This window comes from Paenibacillus suaedae (genome assembly GCF_032337355.1).
GTDB classification, from domain to species: Bacteria; Bacillota; Bacilli; order Paenibacillales; family Paenibacillaceae; genus Paenibacillus_B; species Paenibacillus_B suaedae.
This window is the reverse complement of record NZ_JAVYAA010000003.1, coordinates 266,182-285,378: the sequence shown is the minus strand read 5'-3', so window position 1 is coordinate 285,378 and position 19,197 is coordinate 266,182. Positions and strand designations below refer to the sequence as shown.

The 19,197-nt window shown below is 45.1% G+C and carries 17 protein-coding genes; 4 read left to right on the top strand and 13 right to left on the bottom strand.

From position 1 onward, the window contains the following. Positions 1–165 precede the first annotated feature (165 nt). Positions 166–510 carry a CHY zinc finger protein gene (locus tag RQP50_RS14675; protein ID WP_315745856.1) on the bottom strand — a complete coding sequence of 115 codons (345 nt, stop codon included), beginning with the start codon at positions 508–510 and terminating at the stop codon, positions 166–168. A gap of 257 nt (positions 511–767) precedes the next feature. On the opposite strand from RQP50_RS14675, the gene RQP50_RS14670 reads away from it, so the two are divergent. Then, the gene (locus RQP50_RS14670; protein ID WP_072730844.1) at positions 768–1,304 is read left to right on the top strand and encodes a superoxide dismutase family protein; all 537 of its coding nucleotides are present in this window, start codon (positions 768–770) and stop codon (positions 1,302–1,304) included. An 86-nt stretch (positions 1,305–1,390) separates the two neighbouring features. Here the strand turns inward: RQP50_RS14670 and RQP50_RS14665 are convergent, their stop codons facing one another. The 3 genes from RQP50_RS14665 to RQP50_RS14655 form a co-directional block, all read right to left on the bottom strand. After that, on the bottom strand, positions 1,391–2,359 hold the full coding sequence (locus RQP50_RS14665) for an ABC transporter substrate-binding protein (RefSeq protein WP_315745855.1): 969 nt from the start codon (positions 2,357–2,359) through the stop codon (positions 1,391–1,393). 110 nt (positions 2,360–2,469) lie between these two features. Continuing rightward, positions 2,470–4,086: a helix-turn-helix domain-containing protein gene (locus RQP50_RS14660; protein WP_072730842.1), complete on the bottom strand. Its 1,617-nt coding sequence runs from the start codon at positions 4,084–4,086 to the stop codon at positions 2,470–2,472. 188 nt (positions 4,087–4,274) lie between these two features. Then, positions 4,275–5,117, bottom strand: coding sequence for an aldo/keto reductase (locus tag RQP50_RS14655; RefSeq protein WP_315745854.1), 843 nt, complete (start codon positions 5,115–5,117; stop codon positions 4,275–4,277). A gap of 352 nt (positions 5,118–5,469) precedes the next feature. Here RQP50_RS14655 and RQP50_RS14650 point away from each other — a divergent pair, with 352 nt between their 5' ends. Beyond that, positions 5,470–7,068 carry a M3 family metallopeptidase gene (locus RQP50_RS14650; protein WP_227774980.1) on the top strand — a complete coding sequence of 533 codons (1,599 nt, stop codon included), beginning with the start codon at positions 5,470–5,472 and terminating at the stop codon, positions 7,066–7,068. Positions 7,069–7,142: 74 nt separating this feature from the next. On the opposite strand, the gene RQP50_RS14645 is transcribed toward RQP50_RS14650, so the two are convergent. From RQP50_RS14645 to RQP50_RS14630, 4 genes are all read right to left on the bottom strand, one after another. Next, positions 7,143–8,192 (bottom strand): phosphotransferase enzyme family protein, encoded by a 1,050-nt coding sequence (locus RQP50_RS14645; RefSeq protein ID WP_315745853.1) that lies wholly within the window; start codon positions 8,190–8,192, stop codon positions 7,143–7,145. A gap of 266 nt (positions 8,193–8,458) precedes the next feature. After that, positions 8,459–8,725 carry a CD3324 family protein gene (locus RQP50_RS14640; RefSeq protein ID WP_315745852.1) on the bottom strand — a complete coding sequence of 89 codons (267 nt, stop codon included), beginning with the start codon at positions 8,723–8,725 and terminating at the stop codon, positions 8,459–8,461. 328 nt (positions 8,726–9,053) lie between these two features. After that, positions 9,054–9,758 carry a hypothetical protein gene (locus RQP50_RS14635; protein ID WP_072730838.1) on the bottom strand — a complete coding sequence of 235 codons (705 nt, stop codon included), beginning with the start codon at positions 9,756–9,758 and terminating at the stop codon, positions 9,054–9,056. Then, positions 9,751–10,662 (bottom strand): ABC transporter ATP-binding protein, encoded by a 912-nt coding sequence (locus tag RQP50_RS14630; protein WP_072730837.1) that lies wholly within the window; start codon positions 10,660–10,662, stop codon positions 9,751–9,753. Before RQP50_RS14630 ends, RQP50_RS14635 begins: the two co-directional genes overlap by 8 nt. A gap of 427 nt (positions 10,663–11,089) precedes the next feature. Here RQP50_RS14630 and RQP50_RS14625 point away from each other — a divergent pair, with 427 nt between their 5' ends. After that, positions 11,090–11,983, top strand: a complete 894-nt coding sequence (locus RQP50_RS14625; protein ID WP_315745851.1) for a hypothetical protein — start codon at positions 11,090–11,092, stop codon at positions 11,981–11,983. Between the two features lie 43 nt (positions 11,984–12,026). Here the strand turns inward: RQP50_RS14625 and RQP50_RS14620 are convergent, their stop codons facing one another. Continuing rightward, a complete protein-coding gene (locus RQP50_RS14620; protein WP_315745850.1) occupies positions 12,027–13,703 on the bottom strand; it encodes a M28 family peptidase in 1,677 nt (558 codons plus the stop codon). 383 nt (positions 13,704–14,086) lie between these two features. On the opposite strand from RQP50_RS14620, the gene RQP50_RS14615 reads away from it, so the two are divergent. Then, entirely contained in the window at positions 14,087–14,911 is an 825-nt protein-coding gene (locus tag RQP50_RS14615) for an undecaprenyl-diphosphate phosphatase (protein ID WP_175560783.1), read from the top strand. A gap of 113 nt (positions 14,912–15,024) precedes the next feature. Here the strand turns inward: RQP50_RS14615 and RQP50_RS14610 are convergent, their stop codons facing one another. From RQP50_RS14610 to spoVAD, 4 genes are all read right to left on the bottom strand, one after another. Beyond that, positions 15,025–15,306: a barstar family protein gene (locus RQP50_RS14610; RefSeq protein WP_072730834.1), complete on the bottom strand. Its 282-nt coding sequence runs from the start codon at positions 15,304–15,306 to the stop codon at positions 15,025–15,027. Next, positions 15,303–15,794, bottom strand: a complete 492-nt coding sequence (locus RQP50_RS14605) for a ribonuclease domain-containing protein (RefSeq protein ID WP_315745849.1) — start codon at positions 15,792–15,794, stop codon at positions 15,303–15,305. The genes RQP50_RS14610 and RQP50_RS14605 overlap by 4 nt, the downstream gene beginning before the upstream one ends. A 241-nt stretch (positions 15,795–16,035) precedes the next feature. Continuing rightward, complete coding sequence (locus RQP50_RS14600; RefSeq protein WP_315745848.1) at positions 16,036–17,796, bottom strand: ABC transporter substrate-binding protein; 1,761 nt, start codon at positions 17,794–17,796, stop codon at positions 16,036–16,038. A gap of 377 nt (positions 17,797–18,173) precedes the next feature. Then, positions 18,174–19,193 carry a stage V sporulation protein AD gene (gene spoVAD, locus RQP50_RS14595; RefSeq protein ID WP_072730831.1) on the bottom strand — a complete coding sequence of 340 codons (1,020 nt, stop codon included), beginning with the start codon at positions 19,191–19,193 and terminating at the stop codon, positions 18,174–18,176. Between the last annotated feature and the right edge of the window lie 4 nt (positions 19,194–19,197).

The following is a 19,197-nucleotide window of genomic DNA, read 5'->3' as shown; positions in this document are numbered from 1 at the left end:
CATATAATACGCATTATACACAACATTAAGCGTGTCTTAATGACCACAAACAACCGAACATTCCTAGCCATAGGCTAGATCCCACAAAAAAGATGACCTCTGATCCATTCAGAAGTCATCTTTTGTGTATTCCATAGTAAGAAAGTATATTTTCCGTCTGCTTCTCTAGCCTTTACTCACAACCGCCGTTACCTTCTCTTGTTCAAAGTACAAATGATCGTGGTTCTTGCATCCTGGGTTAAATGAGGTTCGACATATCGGGCACTCATAATTACAACTTAGATACTCATGAATCGTGAGCTCCGTATGGCAATTGCCACATAAAATCGCCTTCGTACCCCATTCCGCTATTGGCCATACCATAGGCTCGTGATCCTCTGCCTCCTCATGACAATAATAGCAGCCATAATACGTACCACAGCATTTGAACTTAATCGCAATTACGTCCACCTCTGAATGATAATGACGGCATCTCGTATTTGCGTCAATTGCGCCTTTCACCTGAATCATGCTCAACCCTCGCTTTAGGCTTTCTTCCTATTACTTTCTTAATGCTGTCTTCCAAATTAGCACGCTTCATATCTATCGCAAACATCAGGTATCGTGCTAACCCCTTGTCTAGTACTTTATCTCGTTTCTTCTTGTACAAGCATACCATATCTGTGAATGTTATTCCCTTAACCATAAGTAAATTGAAGAAAGACGGTTTTCTTTCTGAAAAATAGGTGAACACTGTTACCGACACGATATAACTCAAGGAGGTCAACATGAAGAAATTCGTATTCGCGTGCCTGCTGACAAGCTGTCTGCTGCTTAGCGCATGTGTAGCTAAGGAAACAATGGCCGGAGTGAAGTCTCCCAGTGTAAACGTAAATATAATTAACACGAAAGGAGATTCCATCGGTACGGCACAGCTATCTCAAGTCGGCAATAAGGTTCAAATGGCGATCGATGTCCAAGGTCTGTCACCAGGTAAGCATGGCATACACTTTCACGCGGTAGGCCGTTGCGATACCCCTGATTTCAAGACCGCCGAGGCCCATTTGAACCCAACTCATAAGGAGCATGGCTTTGAGAATCCGAAGGGCTACCATAGTGGCGATTTGCCAAATCTGGAGGTAGGCGAAGATGGCAAAGCTCAAGCCACCTTCACAACTGAGATGGTTACGCTGGAAAAGGATAAGCCGAACTCGCTGTTGAAGTCAGGCGGCACAGCGTTAATCATTCATGCACAGCCCGACGATTACAAGACAGATCCAGCAGGCAACTCAGGTGATCGCATTGCATGTGGGGTTATTCAATAGCAACTTGGTCATAACAATAAGGGGCTTCCATCCGTCATCCTTGATGATGTAATGGCAGCCCCTTATTATTTGCTAGACGCCATCTCCTATTTATGTGTAAATAGGTTTACCGCCTCATCCAACGATTTAAGCTGGCCAAGGGCCGAGTAATCTAACCATGGCTGCTGTTCAATCGCATGAACATTGCCGTTTTTAACCGCCTTTAGATGTTTCCAGATGGAGCTATCCTCCAACTCTTTGAACAGCTGCTGCGCAGCCTTGTCAGCAGATACCTCAAGCAGAATGTGATCAGGATCGAAATCCGGCAGCAGCTCGCTGGAGATGGATTGCGGCCCTTCCTTTCCTCGGCCTATACTTTCTAAGCCCTTGGCGGGTTTAATCCCCAAATCTTGATAAAGCAACGAGCCATAATTGCGATCTAATCCGTATACTCTGAGCTCTTTTTTCATGACGCGCAGCACTAACACCGTCTCGTCACCAAGCACTTGCTTGATAGATTCTTTTGCTGTAGCGGCTTTTTGCTTATAATCGGCAATGAACGCTTCGGCCTCCTTTTCTTTGCCTAACGCCTTACCGAGTTGCTGCAACTGTTCTTGCCAGGTCGATTGCTTGAAATTAAGCACAATTGTCGGCGCAATCTTCTCAAGTTCATCCTTGCCCTTTATCAGCTCTTCCTGCGCGATGATAAGGTCTGGTTCCACGTTCACGAGCGCTTCAAGGTTGGGATCTTGGGAATTCCCTAAATTTTGCGTATGTGGCAAGAGATCAGTTACATGTGGGAGAAAATCTTTACCTTTTTGCGTTACCGCTCCTATCGGGGTAATTCCTAAAGCAAGCAAGTCGCTCGTAAAAGGAATAGATAATACCGCAATCCGTTTGTCTGCTCCTGCAATATCAGCTGGCGGCTTCGTATCGGAAGTGGCCGTTTGAACCTGTAATGATTTCCCCGATTCACTCTGTTTATTTGAGGGCACTTGCCCGCTGCATGCTGCAGTAATCATTACGAGTAATGTGCAGATACAAGTAAGTATCTTCATGCGATGACGTGTAATCATGATGCCAAAACCCCTTTATATGTTGTTTAAATGAAAATGATAATCATTATTATGATCGAACTCTATCCATTAATCCATGCCATATCTTTAGATATCTATTTGTATAATTTTTATTTTGCAGCCATGAGCAGACTTACGGCCTCGCTGAGTTGACTTTCAATTGACCGTGGAGAATACATCATCCATTTGTCCCAATCCAACACATGCACATTACCATACTTCACGGCAGGGAGACTGCGCCAGCCTTCGCTCTGCTGTAACTCTTTTATGGAATCTCTCGCCCACTCTCCAGACTTCGTTACAAGGAACAAATAGTCCGTATCGCAATCAGATAAATTTACTGTGGTCGCAGACATCCAATTAAAGACCGTTCCAGGCAAGTGCTTATCTATTTCTCTTCGAATTTGTTCAGGTGGTGATAAATTCAAAGATCGATAAAACACATGTCCAATGTTGCGCGCGCCATATAGTTTTACTTTATGATCGACAAATGTAAGCAGCCCAACCGTACCTTCCCCGATCATTGCTTTTACTTTTTTTTGGTCGCGCTCGACTCGTTCTTCGTGACGTGCTATCCATTCATAAGCTTCATTTTCTTTACCCACAAGACGGGCAATCTCGCGCATGTGTCCGAACACGTCTAAACGCTTCCAAGGAATCGTTACAATGGGAGCGATATCCCCAAAATACCTGTTCATTTGCTGGGAAATGTGATCCTTGCACAAAATCATATCGGGCTTGTTCATCAATAACGTTTCTCGATATCGTTCCCACATTCGATCATAGACTGGCATAGACATCATTGGCGCTTCTTTATCGATATGTATGGCTAATGGCTTCACGCCCAGTGTTAAAAGATGATCTGTGTATGGCTGAGAGAGTGACACGATATGCATATGCTGCTGCTTCATATATGCGGTTGGTGCGATTCCGCTGTATGTCTTAAATCGCCTGCTGAAATAAAACTCATCCTTGTATCCGACATCTTGGGCAATGTCGCGTATTTTACCGTTTGGCTGCAGCAATTGCTTCTTCGCCTGATTCATGCGCAGATCGGTCAAATACTCGATTGGACTCTTCTTCATTTTCCGTTTGAATAGTTGAGAGAAATAAGAAGGATTCATACCAGCCTGATCTGCTAGCTTGGCCAAGGTAATTTGCGTGGAAAATGCCTGCTGCATGTACTCAATTGTGTAATCCAGCAAATTGTCGGTGCTCTCTAATTTCGTGGACGTCCTGTTGTCAAATATGACGCTTAATATATCATGTAGATAAGACTGATAAGGGGAATGAGCCATACCCGTTATATAGGGGCTGTCCTTGCATAATAATCCAATCAACCGTCTAATGCGATGCTGCTCGACCCGTATTTCCCCGCTAACAGGCAAAGTCAACTCCTTCTCATATACTCTTCTCTTATCGCTCCATTCCATTGCGCGATAGATGTCGAACTCGATTTTATAGAGGTGCAGTCCATGTTCCGCGGCGCATTCAGCTGCAAGTACGGATCCGACCGGCAATAGAAAAACAGTATTCGGCAGCAGCTCGGCAGCATCACATCCGTCGTTCATGTACAATTTTCCCTTACCGTTCACCACATACAGTAACATATGAGATATAAGCTCTTGTTTCGCCCATCGACTACCATCGTGAATCTCAACCTGCTCCATTTGTTTGATTTCCAACAAGGTCTTATGTAAAAAGGCGTTGTGTATATCCTCTTTCACTACTTTCCTCCTACTCCTATCATTCGTTAACCACGAATGTTTAATTAATAATGATTCTCAATATCAGGGACTTATTTTCTCATGTTCGTTTTCATTTGTCCATAGATGATGTATGATGACCGTTCAATAAACGTAAAAAGGCTGCCCCTTGTCACACTAGTGACTTGGGCAGCCCTTCGTTATTCAATTTAGAAGTCGAAATTGTCAGGATCTGGACCGACACGATGATGTTGATTCAATCCGTCAATGCGCTCCATCTCTTCTGGTGTCAATTCAAAATCGAAAATGGAGGCATTCTCTACGATCCGATGTTCCTTAATCGATTTCGGAATGGTAATGACGCCATGCTGCAGGTCCCAACGCAAGATTACTTGCGCAACCGATTTTCCGTGTTTGCTAGCAATCTCTTGCAATTCAGGTTGATCAAGCAGTTGTCCTTGCATTAGCGGAGACCATGCCTCAAACTGAATGCCTTGCTCCAAGCAAAATTCGCGCAACTCTTGCTGTGTCAAGCGTGGATGGAATTCAACTTGGTCGATCATTGGTTTGATTTCTGCATCCTTCATCAAATCTTGCAAATGATGAACGTGGAAGTTGCTTACCCCGATTGCTTTCACGCGGCCAGCTTTATAAAGGGTCTCCAACGCTCTCCAAGCATCTTTGATCTTGCCTTCTACCGGCCAGTGAATTAGATACAAATCCAAATATTCGAGACCGAGCTTCTTCAAGCTCTCATCATAGGCTGCAAGCGTAGCTTCATAACCCAAGTCCGCATTCCACACTTTCGAAGTGATGAACAAGTCTTCTCTCGCGATACCCGCTTCTTTCAATCCGATTTGGATTCCTTGTCCTACACCTTCTTCATTTCCATATATAGCTGCAGTATCAATACTGCGGTATCCATTCTTGATTGCTGCCGCAACGGAATCGACAACTTCGGAACCGTCATTCACCTTGAACACGCCAAGTCCGAACCACGGCATTGTCACTCCATTATGCAATGTCACTCTATCTTGTAAATTCGCTGCCATTTCACGTTCCTCCTAAGTCTTCTTCATAAGAATCCACCTGTACACGTCATGTGATCGGCGAATTTCGCCATAACGCGATACATGCATTATGGCTTACATGGAATCGAAATGGAAGTACGCACTTTGAAGTGTTCTAGTAACCTAGAAGTAACCTTGTTACCTTCAAGTAACTGTAATTGGCTCTGCCTGTTTTCTTTTAATTTCTCGGGTATACCTAACTATAGCATCAACATACCTACATAATTGTACGATTAATGCCATAAATCAAGAATTCCAAATTACATTATTTTGGTATGGTAATAACTATAAAATTACACATTGTGCTAGTAGTGTTATGGAGAGGAGAATTCATATGGATGTCATGGATGTGGAGTCTTTTTTGCAGCGTGAGAACAAGATTCTTAAAGAGCTAAGCGTAAAGATTGGTCAAGCAGGATGGATGGTAACTTCTACAGGTGAGGAATCATGGAATGATGCGTTGGAGGTTGCTCAAAATGAATGGAAGCGTTATTTATCAGATACAGAGCGGTTCGCCCTCATTACGAAGCACCTAGAGAATAAGCAGCTTACATCATTACAACAACGTCAGCTTACAGAGCTTCACCACTTGATGATCAATCAACAGTTAGATCCGCAGCTGGCTGAACGCTCTACTCGCATGACGAAGGAACTAGTGGACATTTTCAATTCCTACCGTCCTACCATACAGAACCAGCATGTATCGAATAATGATATTCGCACGATTCTGGAAACGAGTCTTGATCCGGAAGAACGCAAGCAGGCATGGCTCGCTAGCAAGCAAATCGGCAAGCAGGTCTGCGATCGCGCACTGCAGCTTATCCAGCAGCGCAATGAAGAGGCTCGCACACTTGGTTACGACAATTATTATCAGATGCAATATAGCGCGCAGGATCTCGATCTTGACGTCGTGTTTGCCTTAATGGATGAGCTGCTTGTCCAGAGTGAAGAACCGTATCGGCTCGTGAAGCAGCAAATTGACGAGGAACTAGCTCAAAAGTTTCGTATTACGGTATCGCAGCTTAGGCCGTGGCATTATTCAGATCCGTTCTTTCAAAGTACGCCTGCCGTCAGTGAATGGAGTATGGCTGAGTATTTACAAAATGAAAGGATGGAAGCCATTACAGCAGAGACGTTTCAAAGCATGGGGCTCAATATCACAGATGTAATCGCACGCAGTGACCTATATCCGCGCGATAAGAAATATCCATATGGGTATTGCACGGATATGGGACGTACGGGCGAACCACGCGTCATGATGAGCATGAATCCGAGCGAATTTTGGATGAGTGTGATGCTGCACGAGTTCGGTCATGCGGCATATGAGAAAAATATTGACGCAGCGCTGCCTTTCCTTCTACGCAAGCCTGCCCATACGCTTACTACCGAAGCGATTGCGATGCTCTTTGGCCGAATGACAAAGGATCAGGATTGGATTACCCGCTTCATCAAGCCGGAACCCACCGCCTTTTCATCCCATGCCTCTGCCCTGCGCGATACTCTTCAACGCGAGATGCTGGTCAGTATGAGATGGTATATTACATTTGTGAAGTTCGAGCGGGAGCTGTATGAGCGTCCGCATACCAATGTGAATGAACGTTGGTGGCAGCTCGTAGAAGAGATCCAGCACTTGCAAGCGCCAGAGGATACCCGGCATCCGGACTGGGCTGCCAAGATGCATTTCACGCTCGCTCCCGTAAGCTATCAAAGCTATATATTAGGTGAGCTGACCGCTTCCCAACTGCATCATTATATCATGACGAACATTTCGCGAGACTTGTTCTCTCTAGAAGCTGGAACTTATGTAAAGGAGCAAGTTTTCTTCCCTGGCGCGACATGGACATGGAATGATCTATTGAAACGTGCAACGGGCGAGCCACTTCATCCTAAGTATTTTGTCCAACAGTTCGTAAGCTCGCACTGCAAACAATAATACAACAATCGTACTCGTACATATGGGGAATGCAAGAGAGAATAATATCTCGCTGCGCATTCCCCTTGCACGTTCTAATGAGAAGTGATGTTCACCGGGTTCACTGGACTTCCTATTTGAACCGGATCAACTCGGCGGAATAAAAACGACGAATCTTGCAAAAAGGCATGCAAATACGTTTGTGCAAATACCTGTTCGGATTTCAGATTTTCCGTCTCTTCCGGATTTGCAGCATGATGACAGTAGTTCTCGATCATAAACATGATAAAAAAACACTCCACCTGCTGAATATAGCCGCTAGACAGCTTTTTCACATTTTCATATCCTGCAATAAACTGCTTGCGCTGCTTTACACCAAGTCCTAATAGTGCACCCGCCATATCATAAAGATAATAACCATAACCGCACCGACCAAAATCAATCGGACGTGGCTCTTCCCCGGTATATACAACATTCCCTGTATGCAAATCAGCATGAATCAGACCATATGTGTCAGCACTTCGTTCCATCCCGGCAACTTGAGCAATAACCTTATCGGCCGCTGCTTGATAGAGATCCCAACCTTGCTCGGCTAAAAATCGAGGGTAATATCGTTCGAGCTTCTTGAACTCCTTTCTAAAACTGTCAATGCCCCAGGCGGGACGTGTGAAATCAGAGGAAGGAACATAATGTGCAGCTTCCTCATGGAGTCGTGCCATCATCGTACCCGTTCGATACGCTTGGCTATCCGTTAATGCCATAGCATGCTCCCCTTCTACCCATCTCATCAACGTGACATCGGGCCTGCAATAACCCGTTTCCGTTTCCACTTCAATTACATAGGATCCATCCTTGCTCGCCACCCCAGTCGGCACTGTCAGCTCCGTCGAATGATGCAACATCTGAAGAAAGGCGAGTTCGGAAGCAATCTCATCTCGACTGCACCGATCCGAGTGAATACGCATTAGATAACGTTCTTGAGGAGTCGCTTCAATCATATACGTAATCGTATCCGACAACTGTATGAACTGGATTTTTTTCCATGCGATGTCATACTTCTGAATAGCATTTAGCGCCACATTTCTCGCACGTGCCAGCAGCACATGTTTCTCTTCGTTCGTGTCGAATTGAAAGAATGAAATCATTTTTCTCCACTCCAATATTGAGCATATTCGAGCACTTTGCCACATGAAGTTCGTGTCGAAGCTTGGATGTTCTTATCGAACTATTTCTCGGTCGACACATTCATAAGCTGCTCTTACAGCCTTTATTGTAGTAGGTGCACTCCAAGCAACATAGGGAATAAATCATTTAAAACAAACATTACAAACACGCTGCAAGAAGCTGCAACATGTTGCTAATAAAAAAGACTGCACCAGATCCCTCTGATGCAGTCTTTACATCCAAATCACTATGATTTTGTATATACAATCTTCTTAATGCTGTCCGAGGATAAGCAATATTGCTCTGCAAGCTCATCTACCGTTGAGCCCGTTGCAAAGGAATGACGAATAGCCGTGTTCCGCCTGTTCAACATCTTCCTGCTTCCCGATTGTTCGCCCCATTTCTTATGCTGCGACTTCGGCGCAGGGACATACAGCAGTCCGCCTTGTATATATTTTTGAATCTCTTGTATCAATGAATCGGGTAATACTCGATCTGCATTTACATATTTCATCTTCGCTCTACTCCTTACAGAAATGTACTGTGAAGAGAGCAAAGTCTAAGCTATCAACTTCATAACTTCATTTGAAGTCATGGCGGTATCTATATCGTTCAGGCTTCAGCTCTATACAAACAACCGCCGTTGTTCATAGTTCAGACTTTGCATAGAGCGCATCTGTAACCTACCGTTATCAGTCATGGCGATTCTCCTTATCAAAGAAAATAAAGAAATAAACTAGCGATAGCCCTTAGCTGATTTTCCCCATATATTACTCCTCGCTTTGTAAGAGTCTCTCGTTTATATGATGTACCTCCATATAATTGCGTCCATGATCTGCAGACTACTCTTCAACCCGCTTCAGCACTTGAATGAGCAGAATCATCAGTAGCACCGCATATCCAATAGATAACCCGATCGTACCAACAGTTGATGCCATCGTATAACTGCTATAGTTCAGCAGCATATTCATCGTATGATAGGCAGGCGGAAATACCCATGATAGCAGCGCACCTGCTATGCCTGCTTTTGCGATAAGTGCTCCTTGACAGAAGGACAGTGCAAGAATAAGCAGTATCCCGCCAATTGCATAGCTAGCACGCTCCACCCGCTTCGCGAAGTACAGCGATATCGCAATTCCGAGGAGTGCAGAGCTGAGGTGCGTGAACAGCCCGACAATGAGATGCTCGAACCGAATAGGCTCGTCAAATTTATTGAAAACGATTGGGTAAGCAATTGCAACCACAACAATGAAACACATGATAAGCGCAACCGAACAAATAAGCCCGATCAGATAGAGTGCTCGGCTCTTCACATGCAAGATCGTCAATTCCTCCTGAACCGAGTGCTCCGTCTTCAGGAAGCTGTAACTGAACCAAGCTGCAATGACATAAATCAGCATCGTCGTGAACGAGAAGCTGCCCATAATCGGGTTCGGTGTATACGTATAGAACAATCCCAAACTAATCAAGAACGTAAATAACGGCGGTATGTAGCGATATGATCGACTGTAGTTCCGCAGCAAGTACCTTATGGTTGCTTTAAACATATTCGCGTCCCTCCTGTCGAGAAGGCTGCTGCGCATAATTTGAACCAGTATATCCATGGGTGGCACTTGCTTGAACGGATACAATCGAACATTTCCGCATTAGCAGCTCTAACAGCACGTGATCTGAATCATGCTGCCTCGAACGTATGACATACCTGCCCGAGATTGTATCATGATCTTTATAACCGAGAATCCCTTCGATTTGACCGATATCATCACTTATAGACAGAGATGTCGGTACCATCACCTCAATCCGCATATCTTCCTCGAGCGGACGAACCTCTGTAATTGCAATAGATCCACGGTGAATGCTTACGCATCGATCCGCCAGCTGCTCGACCAAAGATGCCTCATGACATGACATTACCATTGCAATGCCTTGCTGCTTCATATGTCTGAGCAGACGAATAAGCTCTCGCTGTGAGTCCGCATCCAATCCGGATAGAGGCTCGTCCAGCAGCAATATATCAGGCTTATTCAGTACAGCTTGCATGAGGTTTACCTTTTGCAGCATCCCTTTGGAGAAAGTATTCATTCTTCGTGCAGCTGCATCCTCCATTTTGAACAAGGCAAACAATTCATCCAGCCGTGCAGATATGGCTTCCTTGCTCATCCCTTGCATACCACCCATGGAAAATAGGTACTCTTCCGGTGTAAGCCGCAGCTTCGGCAGTCGATCAGGAACGAAGCCAATACGCTGCTTGCTGCCCCCTTGACGATGAATCATCCCGCTCGTCGGCTTGGCTAGTCCGGCAATTAAGCGGAGTAGCGTACTTTTCCCCGAACCATTCTTTCCTGTAATCGATACTGCTTCATGCGCCCCGATAGACAATTCTACATGTTGCAGGATGACACGACGATCATAGCTCTTTGTCACTTGCTCCAACTTTACTAACCCTTCCAATCAGATATCCTCCCGAATCTATCATTTCCACTAAAACAAACATGCACATCCTATATAATACCAGTATTTTCACAGGTTGTAACAGCAAGTATGGACGAACATACGTTGTCTATCCTCAGCACTGTCATTCGATATCCAGCTCATGACCGAACCGTTGCCTAGCCACTCTGTTCTGTTCGCTATTTTCCATTGAGCATATGAACATCTTCTTTCTTGCCCGCGTAAGATTACATCGTCAGATGGAATCAATATCCTTCCTGCGATTGATGTTGTTAGCTTAAAGGTTCGCTACAATTAGATGTTGTAGCTACTAATTGTGACGTACGTTGATCAACGAAATCCTTCCCGTTCGCTCGGAGAGTGTGCGGAGAACTAAGCAAGCAACCCTCATAATTCTTGTAAATTACGATAGAGAGGACTACAACCTATGCTTACGATCATCATGACAACTTTGGGAACGGTAATGCTCCTCGTCATTATTTTTGCTTGTGTATCTATACACTGGATACGTAGAAGCTTTCGGATTACACCTGCAAATCGCAATCGTTTCGATTTCCCTCACCCAGAACCAATGACGAATCATCAAGCGAAGTACGTTTTACGGACGATACAGACAAATGCAATTGCAGATTGGGAACGACGATACGAAGCTCTTCTACTGCACATGATCTCGCATGGAGATTTGGTAGAGGCATGGGGATTCCGTACCTCTCTCGTTGTACAAGGAAGAACGAACAAATCACAATGGAGCGATCTTTTCATTTACAAGCTTCCTCCGGACATGAGCGCAGCGGAATTTACGGCGAAGGAACAGGCGTATGTAAAGGATGTCGATCCTTGCATGACTGAACAGCTCCGCTCACACAGCCGAATCGTACAGGCTCATCTTATCCCTAGCTGTGTAATCGGAGATGAGTCGAACTTGCCGCCAGAATGTGCATTCTATGTTGAGTATATCTCGGTACAGCCTGACGCTATACAAAACTATACGCACAGTATGAACGAAATTACCGCACCAGCGATGTCTATGCTCAGCAAGCAGGGAGATATACACTCCTTTACGGTATTTGAAATGGATATCGATACGGATGTTACAACTACTGCTACCCACAAAAGGTGGAACCAAATTCATATTACCGCCGGTTCGCCGCTCTCGTTCATTCCATTCAGTTCCCGCTTCAACCGTGCAATTACAACAGTGCATCCGCAGGTCGGAGGATTAGAAGGCGCAATCAAGCAATGGGAGAAATGCTGCTCGTATGAGCGGGTTGATGTAATGAAGCTATTATGGCACTGTCGCGACTCCAAGCAAACCAAATAATACACGAACAGAGCCCATGATGCATACATGGGCTCTGTTTTACCTATTTGCTATCCACAATTTTCGCGGAACGGCTTCCCCGAACCATGGTTAGGCTCGTCATGAGCGGCTGCAGCAGGGTGAAGATTAACACGCACAGTACAGTGGTGAATACCGTAATCTGAAGCGGCATTCCCGTATATAACAGATGAAATAAACTTGTTGTCAGTGTCAATGGAGCAAGCGCGAATACAAGACTCACCCATGGCCGCTGCAAGACTATAACCGGATTGCGCTTATGCAGTGTACACCCGATGACGATGCAGTGAATAAGAAGCGGGAGCAGGAATAGGTAGCTTGCTCCAGGGATAAGCCCTAACACAACGATTAGAAGCAGGAAGTAGAACAGCATTCCGGTTAGGATCATTTCCAAGACGTTGACCCTATGCCTAGTCAGACGTGTGAATACGAGATGAACTAGCAGTGCGATCAGTACAAAAGCAAGATTGACCTGAGCCGGTATGAAAGCCGATTGCAATGGCATCCCCGCCACTGAGCTTCCAATATACATAATCCCTACAAACAGCAAGTAAGCGACCACAACAGATGTAATGATGCTTCCTAGTGTAAGCAGGAAGCTGAGCGCCATTCCCTTCAATGCAATTGCCTTCTTCCTGAAGAGCACCACGATACAGAGAAGCCACCCTATACCAATGAGAATGGACATCGGGATCGTCCAGGAAGCAGGATAATGAAGAAGCATCGTAAACCAGTTAAAATAGACCCGATCGGAATCATTCACTTCCTCTAAATCCATACTTCCGAACCGCATAGCTGCCCCAAGTGCATTCTCGCCATGGTGCTGTAGTGTTGCTAGTGTTACATTGTCGGGCGTATCTTGATCGGTATGGTATTTGTCCCAGCCATCGATATATGCGAAATTAAGACCTGGTATGCCAGCATTCAGTGAAACGGTCAAATCCGTATCATTCGGCATCGTCCGATACAAGTCGCCTAACAGAGAACTGCTAACTGGAGACACCGCGAACGAGGCAAATTCAGAAATAAGCTGCCCATTATTTCGGCTCGTTTGGAACATGATTGACGGACCTCTCGAACCTCTCGCCTCGAAATTCACGACAAGGCCGATCTGTTCACGAACTTTATTGTCAAACCAGAAAGCCTCTGCTCCAAGCATCCCTTTCTCTTCACCATCAGTCAGCACGAACCAAATGTCCCGATCCATAGGCGGACCAGCCTGTAGAATGCGTGCCGTCTCCAAGAGTGCCGCAACCCCAACCGCATCGTCATTAGCCCCTGGGCCAAACGGTGTAGAATCGTAATGAGCCGTCAGCATCAATGCTTTACCTGGTTTGGTTCCTTTATGTACTCCAATGATATTGTGCAGCTCAAACGACTCGGAGATGCCTCTATACTGCCCTGTCCATGGATACGTGTTCACATTTGGCTGCAGCCCTAATAACTCCATTTGCTCAACTAAATATGTTCGCACCCTCTCATTCTCTACCGAACCTGATGGATGCGGCAGCTGTGCGATGGCCCTCACATGCTCCATAGCTCTAACCGCTGAAAATTGTTCTATCGGTGCATTCTCTCCTTTTGGCACCGGCGGCTGCTCAGACCATAGTGTTGCGAGAACAAGCATTATACAGATGACGGCAATACCAAGCGTACTCCATCTTGTCTTATACGTCTGTTTCAATCTGACCGTCTTCCCCACATTCGACTACCCCCTAATCATCCTTTTATTTTTACTTTTAGGAATAATTTACCTAGTAAGATAGAGCTATCATATATGACCTTCCCTACAAGTACAAGACTTAAATCTGAGCGCGTACTACTTCAAATTCATTAAGAAATTTCTGTTTTTCTGAACTTAGCAATACTTACAAAACAACAAACCTTCTTACCGCCTACCTCTCAGCAGCTTAAGTACCGATTCTTGTCTTACATTCATTTGTAAATCATTTATTAACATACTATGTATTATGTAAACTACTACTACCACAATGTGCAAGATCGCTATATAATACAATCTGTGCTATGCACATTCTATTTTACAGGCCTTACATAGGAGAGTGACTATCGTTGAATTGGTGGGACATGTTTGTTGGATTTATTTTAGGCGTGGTAGAAGGCCTGACTGAGTTTGCTCCGGTCTCTTCGACCGGGCATATGATTCTAGTGGATGATTTTATGCTTCATTCAAAAGAGATATTCAGCCCTCAAATGGCGAATATGTTCAAGGTCGTGATCCAGCTCGGCTCCATCCTTGCGGTTGTTGTTGTGTTTTGGGATCGTTTTTTCCAGCTGCTTGGGTTGAAGCGCGCTCCAATTGATCCAGAGCTAGGTAGAGCGGGACATTCCAGATTGAAGCTCACACAAGTGCTCGTTGGATTAATCCCAGCAGCAGTGCTTGGATTACTGTTCGAAAAGTATATTGATCAATACTTATTTTCCATCCAGACTGTGCTGATCGGCCTTGTGCTCGGAGCAGTGCTCATGATCGCAGCAGACTGGTTCCGCCCTGCAAAGCCAACGGCAAAGACGGTGGATCAGGTAACATACAAGCAAGCATTTGGCATCGGCTTGTTCCAATGTCTTGGCCTATGGCCAGGATTCTCCCGTTCCGGTTCTACGATCTCAGGCGGGGTACTGCTGGGGATGAGTCACCGTGCGGCTGCTGATTTTACATTCATTATGGCCGTACCTGTCATGGCTGGAGCGAGCGGATTATCCCTTCTGAAGCATTGGAAGGATTTCTCCATGGATGCGCTGCCGTTCTTCATCGTCGGCTTCATTAGCGCATTCCTATTCGCTCTCATCTCTATCCGCTTCTTCTTGAAGCTGATTAATCGAGTGAAACTCGTACCATTTGCTATCTATCGCATCGTATTGGCAGCCGTCATTTACTTTGTCTTCTTGTAAGATAACACATGGGACATATACAAAAACAAGCCTTTGACCATATTGTCAAAGGCTTGTTCACTGTTATAGCTTCTATTTTCATTATGATGTCTTTATTCCCTATCTGCCGCACATTACCGTGTGACCTTCACTACGAATCCATCCAACTCGGCTTCTGCATCTTGGAACAAATGCAGCACCTGCTCGCAATACTCTCCCAATTGCCTTTTGCTTGCCTCATAATGGCTCCAATGGATTGTTAACGGACGTGCAGTTGATTCCGTCAAGCAATCCCACAGCGCATCCAGATTACGTCCATAATGTTCAGGGAGCTCTAATTCCTTGCTGAGGACATCATGCAGCATCGTACGCGAGGCTAAGAGTCGTCCATCCAATTCAATAATTTGTCTGGTCATCGCTCTCCATCCTTCCCTTTCATCTGCTGGAATGTATCATAATGATCCTCTGTTTTATAGATCAGCCCGTCATTTGAGAAAAGAAGACGATCTTTCCCACGGAATCCCTTGGAGTAGTTTATATCTGCTTCATACCAAATGCGTCCCTTCTTCTTCGGCAGCTTGCCTTCCCGATTGCGGAAGATGTCTCCGCCAATGCTCTTGCCTGGAGCTACTTCATTTAGATTGCCTTCCTTCGCATTCCAGCCCAGCTTCTCTGCATCCTTCTTCGTAATGAAATTATCAGGCAGAGAATGATGCTTCCGTATATAGCTCGCCACTTCCTCGAAGTCTGTAAGGGGCTTCGATTGGGCTGGTTCGTTCGTCTCCACTGTTGTCGAAGGGCGATCTGTCGCAACCTTCTTCTCATTTCCAATCTGTGTCGTGCCGCATCCAGCCATTACCATCAAGGTAAGGAACAGGACGAACAGCGATTTCATCCATCTCAACGTATAATTCCCTCCATATGTCTATCTAAAGCAATTGTGATTAGGCACTATTGTAACATGAATGAGCCATCGGTATAAAATTCTCTTATTTCTTATCATGTAACGATATCGAAGCAGAAATTTGAACACGTGTAATGTGTAGATGTTTATCATGTAAGCGAACAGAAGGCATGTCTATTTACCAAATTAAAAAAGAAAGTCCAGCAAATGCTGGACTTCCCGAGAACATCATCCTGCTCGATTATTGAATTTGAATGTTAGGAAGCGAGTACGAGAAATCACGGTAAGGCGACATATCGAAGCCTTGAACGCGTGCGTTCGTTGCGTACATATCTCGACGTTGGTACATGTAGATGTAAGGAAGATCTTCGTTCAACTCTTTATAAATAGAATGGAAGATTTCTTTACGCTTCTCAACATCAAGCGTCGAATTGGATTGAATAAACAACTCATCGACCTTCGGATTACTGTATCCGATGTCGTTCTGGTGGCCCTTCGTTGTGAATACATTTTCAGAAGATTGCGGATCTGGTGTTAAGGACCATGCCATGAACAGCATGTCGAAGTCGCCCTTCTTACGCTTGTCGATAACCGCGTTGAATTCCATTTGGTCAGCAATGAATTCAATGCCAAGATCGCCATAATTCTTCTGTGCAATTGGAATAATTGCATCATTGACTTCACTAGGAGTAGAAGCCGTGAAGTGAATGACGAACTTCTCGCCATTCTTCTCACGCTTGCCGTCAGCGCCAACTTTCCATCCAGCTTCGTCAAGCAATTGCTTAGCCTTCTCCAGATCGAAGTTGTACTTCGTTACATCATCTGTGTAAGACCAGGATTGCTTGGATTGTGGAACGTCGATAGGATCTGCATAGCCTTGGAATACCGCATCTACGATTTCTTGACGGTTCAAGCCGTATGCCAACGCTTGACGTACACGCTTGTCCTTGAACTTATCCAACTTATGGTTGAAAGCGATGTAGCCGTAGCCATTTGTACGGTACAAGGTGGTATCCAAGAAGCCCATTTCCTTCAATTGCTCAACTTGGTCTTTGGATACTGTAGGTTCATCCATGTCCGTTTCACCCGTTTGCAGCAATTGAACGTTAGTCTCGGCCGTTGTAAATTTATAGATCAGCTTCTCTACCTTAGGCTTGCCCAAGTAGTAGTTCTCATTTGCCGTAAGCTGAGCTTCTTGTCCAGCTACGAACTTATCCAACTTGTAAGGGCCTGCGCCAACTGGCTTCGTGAACAAATCGTGCATGTAGCCCAGGTCACCTTGCTTGTAATCCTTGCCATAGTAAGCCTTAGGCATGATTTCCACACCACCGATTGTGGAAAGTGCTAACGCGCTTACTTCTGTAGTCGTGAATTCAATCGTCAACGGATCGATTACCTTGATACCTTCAATGGAAGATACTTTACCGTCGCGGTATTCTTGTCCACCCTTAATATGTGCATTCTTCACGATATCAGATGGTCCATCGTAAGACTTATCATGTAATATTGTTAATGTAAACGCTACGTCTTCTGCTGTAAGAGGCGTACCGTCACTAAACTTCAAGCCTTCCTTCAGCTTGAATGTATATTTCAAATTGTCAGGAGACACTTGATAGTCATCCGCCAATGCTTTCTTCAATGTACCGTCTTTATCATACTCCAGCATCCCCTTGAACAAGGAACGCACTAAATAAGCATCATATGAAGTCTCCGAGTAAATCGGGTTGAAAATACCCTTAGGAGCTGTAATACCGAGAATCACCATATCTTTACGGTTGTTCGCCAATTCTGGAGACTTGGAAGGATCAGCGGCCTTAATGACACCCTCAGAGACGATTTCACCTTCCCCTGCAGCTTCATCCTTCTTCTCTTCTTGGCCAGAACCCTGCTCATTCGATTGTGCATTCTTCTCTGGTTCCTTCGCTTTGTCGCTGCCGCACGCGGACAACGCGATCGATACAGCAAGAAGCGTACTCAAGAACAAACTCCACTTCTTCTTCATACAAAACTCCCCCTATTTCTGGAATAAATCCAATGATGTGATGTTTTTTTATGCACTATTTTAAACATGGAAGCAGCAGCAAAAAAACGAGATTTCCGATTGTTCTCAAAACATTTTTTTGCATATATATCCACTTACCATAAATAGGCATCTCAATATTTCTCACTATACTACTTTATCTATTTTATTTTGTAAAGTAGTTTTTTAGATTTTCTTGCAGGAGTAGTCGTGGAGAGGATTTTCATACAGATCGATATCCCCACGGAAGACATATGAATAATTAACCATATGTCTGAAAACAAAATACATTATTACATAAAAAGGGATCTTGATATACAAGATCCATAATAGTAATTTTTTGTTGTGATATTATCTTCTTACTCACGTTCCGAATCCATCTCAATGGATACGGCATGAGCAATACATGGTATGCTCTCACCTTGTTGATATGAGAGTGGCGACAGCAGTGAACCGGTGGCCACAATTAACATTCGTTTCAATTGTCCTCGAATCATCCGCTTCATCAAGTGCCCATAGGTGACAACAGCAGAGCAGCCGCAGCCGCTCCCTCCAGCTTGTACGGCTTGCTTGTTGCGGTCAAATATCATTAAGCCGCAATCATCGAATACGGTACCCTCCATTGACACCCCGGACTGCCTCAATAAGTCTGAAGCGATAGGATGGCCCACGGCAGACAAATCCCCGGTTACGATCATGTCGTAATAGCTAGCCTCTCTCCCGGTGTCTGCGAAATGCGCCCGCAAGGTATCCACTGCGGCTGGGGCCATAGCCGCTCCCATGTTGAACGGATCAGTTATACCTAAGTCAATGACCTTCCCAATTGTAGCGGCGGTTACCCGCGGTCCACTCCCGCGATTGCACAATACCGCAGCGCCTGCCCCGGTTACGGTGAATTGCGCAGTAGGCGGCTTCTGGGAACCGTACTCCGTAGGGTAACGGAACTGCTTCTCCGCTGTGCAGTTATGACTGCATGTTCCTGCAAGAGCATAATGCGCATTCCCGGAATCAATAATCATCGCTGCAAGCGCAAGTGATTCCATGGAAGTTGAGCACGCACCGAATACGCCAATATAGGGAACAGACAGCGTTCGAGCCGCGAAGCTGTTACTCGTAATTTGGTTCATCAAGTCCCCACCGATAAAATACTCGATATGGCTTGTGTTAACGTTCGCTTTCGTGATCGCAAGACTCGTTGCTTGTTCAAGAAGCTTGCGTTCTGCCTTCTCCCAGCTCGTCTCGTAAATATCAAGCTGTTCGTGGATAAGGTCATAATCAGCGGCAAGCGGCCCCTGCCCTTCCTCAGGCCCAACGATGGCCGAAGTGCCTATAATATAAGGAGCTCGCTCGAATTTCCAAGATTGCTTACCTACCAGCATGTAG

Excerpts from the sequence above, each read along its gene's own strand:
- RQP50_RS14675 (WP_315745856.1), bottom strand. The coding sequence starts at position 510 with ATGATTCAGGTGAAAGGCGCAATTGACGCAAATACGAGATGCCGTCAT.
- RQP50_RS14670 (WP_072730844.1), top strand. The coding sequence starts at position 768 with ATGAAGAAATTCGTATTCGCGTGCCTGCTGACAAGCTGTCTGCTGCTT.
- RQP50_RS14665 (WP_315745855.1), bottom strand. The coding sequence starts at position 2,359 with ATGATTACACGTCATCGCATGAAGATACTTACTTGTATCTGCACATTA.
- RQP50_RS14655 (WP_315745854.1), bottom strand. The coding sequence starts at position 5,117 with ATGGCAGCGAATTTACAAGATAGAGTGACATTGCATAATGGAGTGACA.
- RQP50_RS14650 (WP_227774980.1), top strand. The coding sequence starts at position 5,470 with ATGGATGTCATGGATGTGGAGTCTTTTTTGCAGCGTGAGAACAAGATT.
- RQP50_RS14645 (WP_315745853.1), bottom strand. The coding sequence starts at position 8,192 with ATGATTTCATTCTTTCAATTCGACACGAACGAAGAGAAACATGTGCTG.
- RQP50_RS14640 (WP_315745852.1), bottom strand. The coding sequence starts at position 8,725 with ATGAAATATGTAAATGCAGATCGAGTATTACCCGATTCATTGATACAA.
- RQP50_RS14635 (WP_072730838.1), bottom strand. The coding sequence starts at position 9,758 with ATGTTTAAAGCAACCATAAGGTACTTGCTGCGGAACTACAGTCGATCA.
- RQP50_RS14625 (WP_315745851.1), top strand. The coding sequence starts at position 11,090 with ATGCTTACGATCATCATGACAACTTTGGGAACGGTAATGCTCCTCGTC.
- RQP50_RS14615 (WP_175560783.1), top strand. The coding sequence starts at position 14,087 with ATGTTTGTTGGATTTATTTTAGGCGTGGTAGAAGGCCTGACTGAGTTT.
- RQP50_RS14610 (WP_072730834.1), bottom strand. The coding sequence starts at position 15,306 with ATGACCAGACAAATTATTGAATTGGATGGACGACTCTTAGCCTCGCGT.
- RQP50_RS14600 (WP_315745848.1), bottom strand. The coding sequence starts at position 17,796 with ATGAAGAAGAAGTGGAGTTTGTTCTTGAGTACGCTTCTTGCTGTATCG.
- spoVAD (WP_072730831.1), bottom strand. The coding sequence starts at position 19,193 with ATGCTGGTAGGTAAGCAATCTTGGAAATTCGAGCGAGCTCCTTATATT.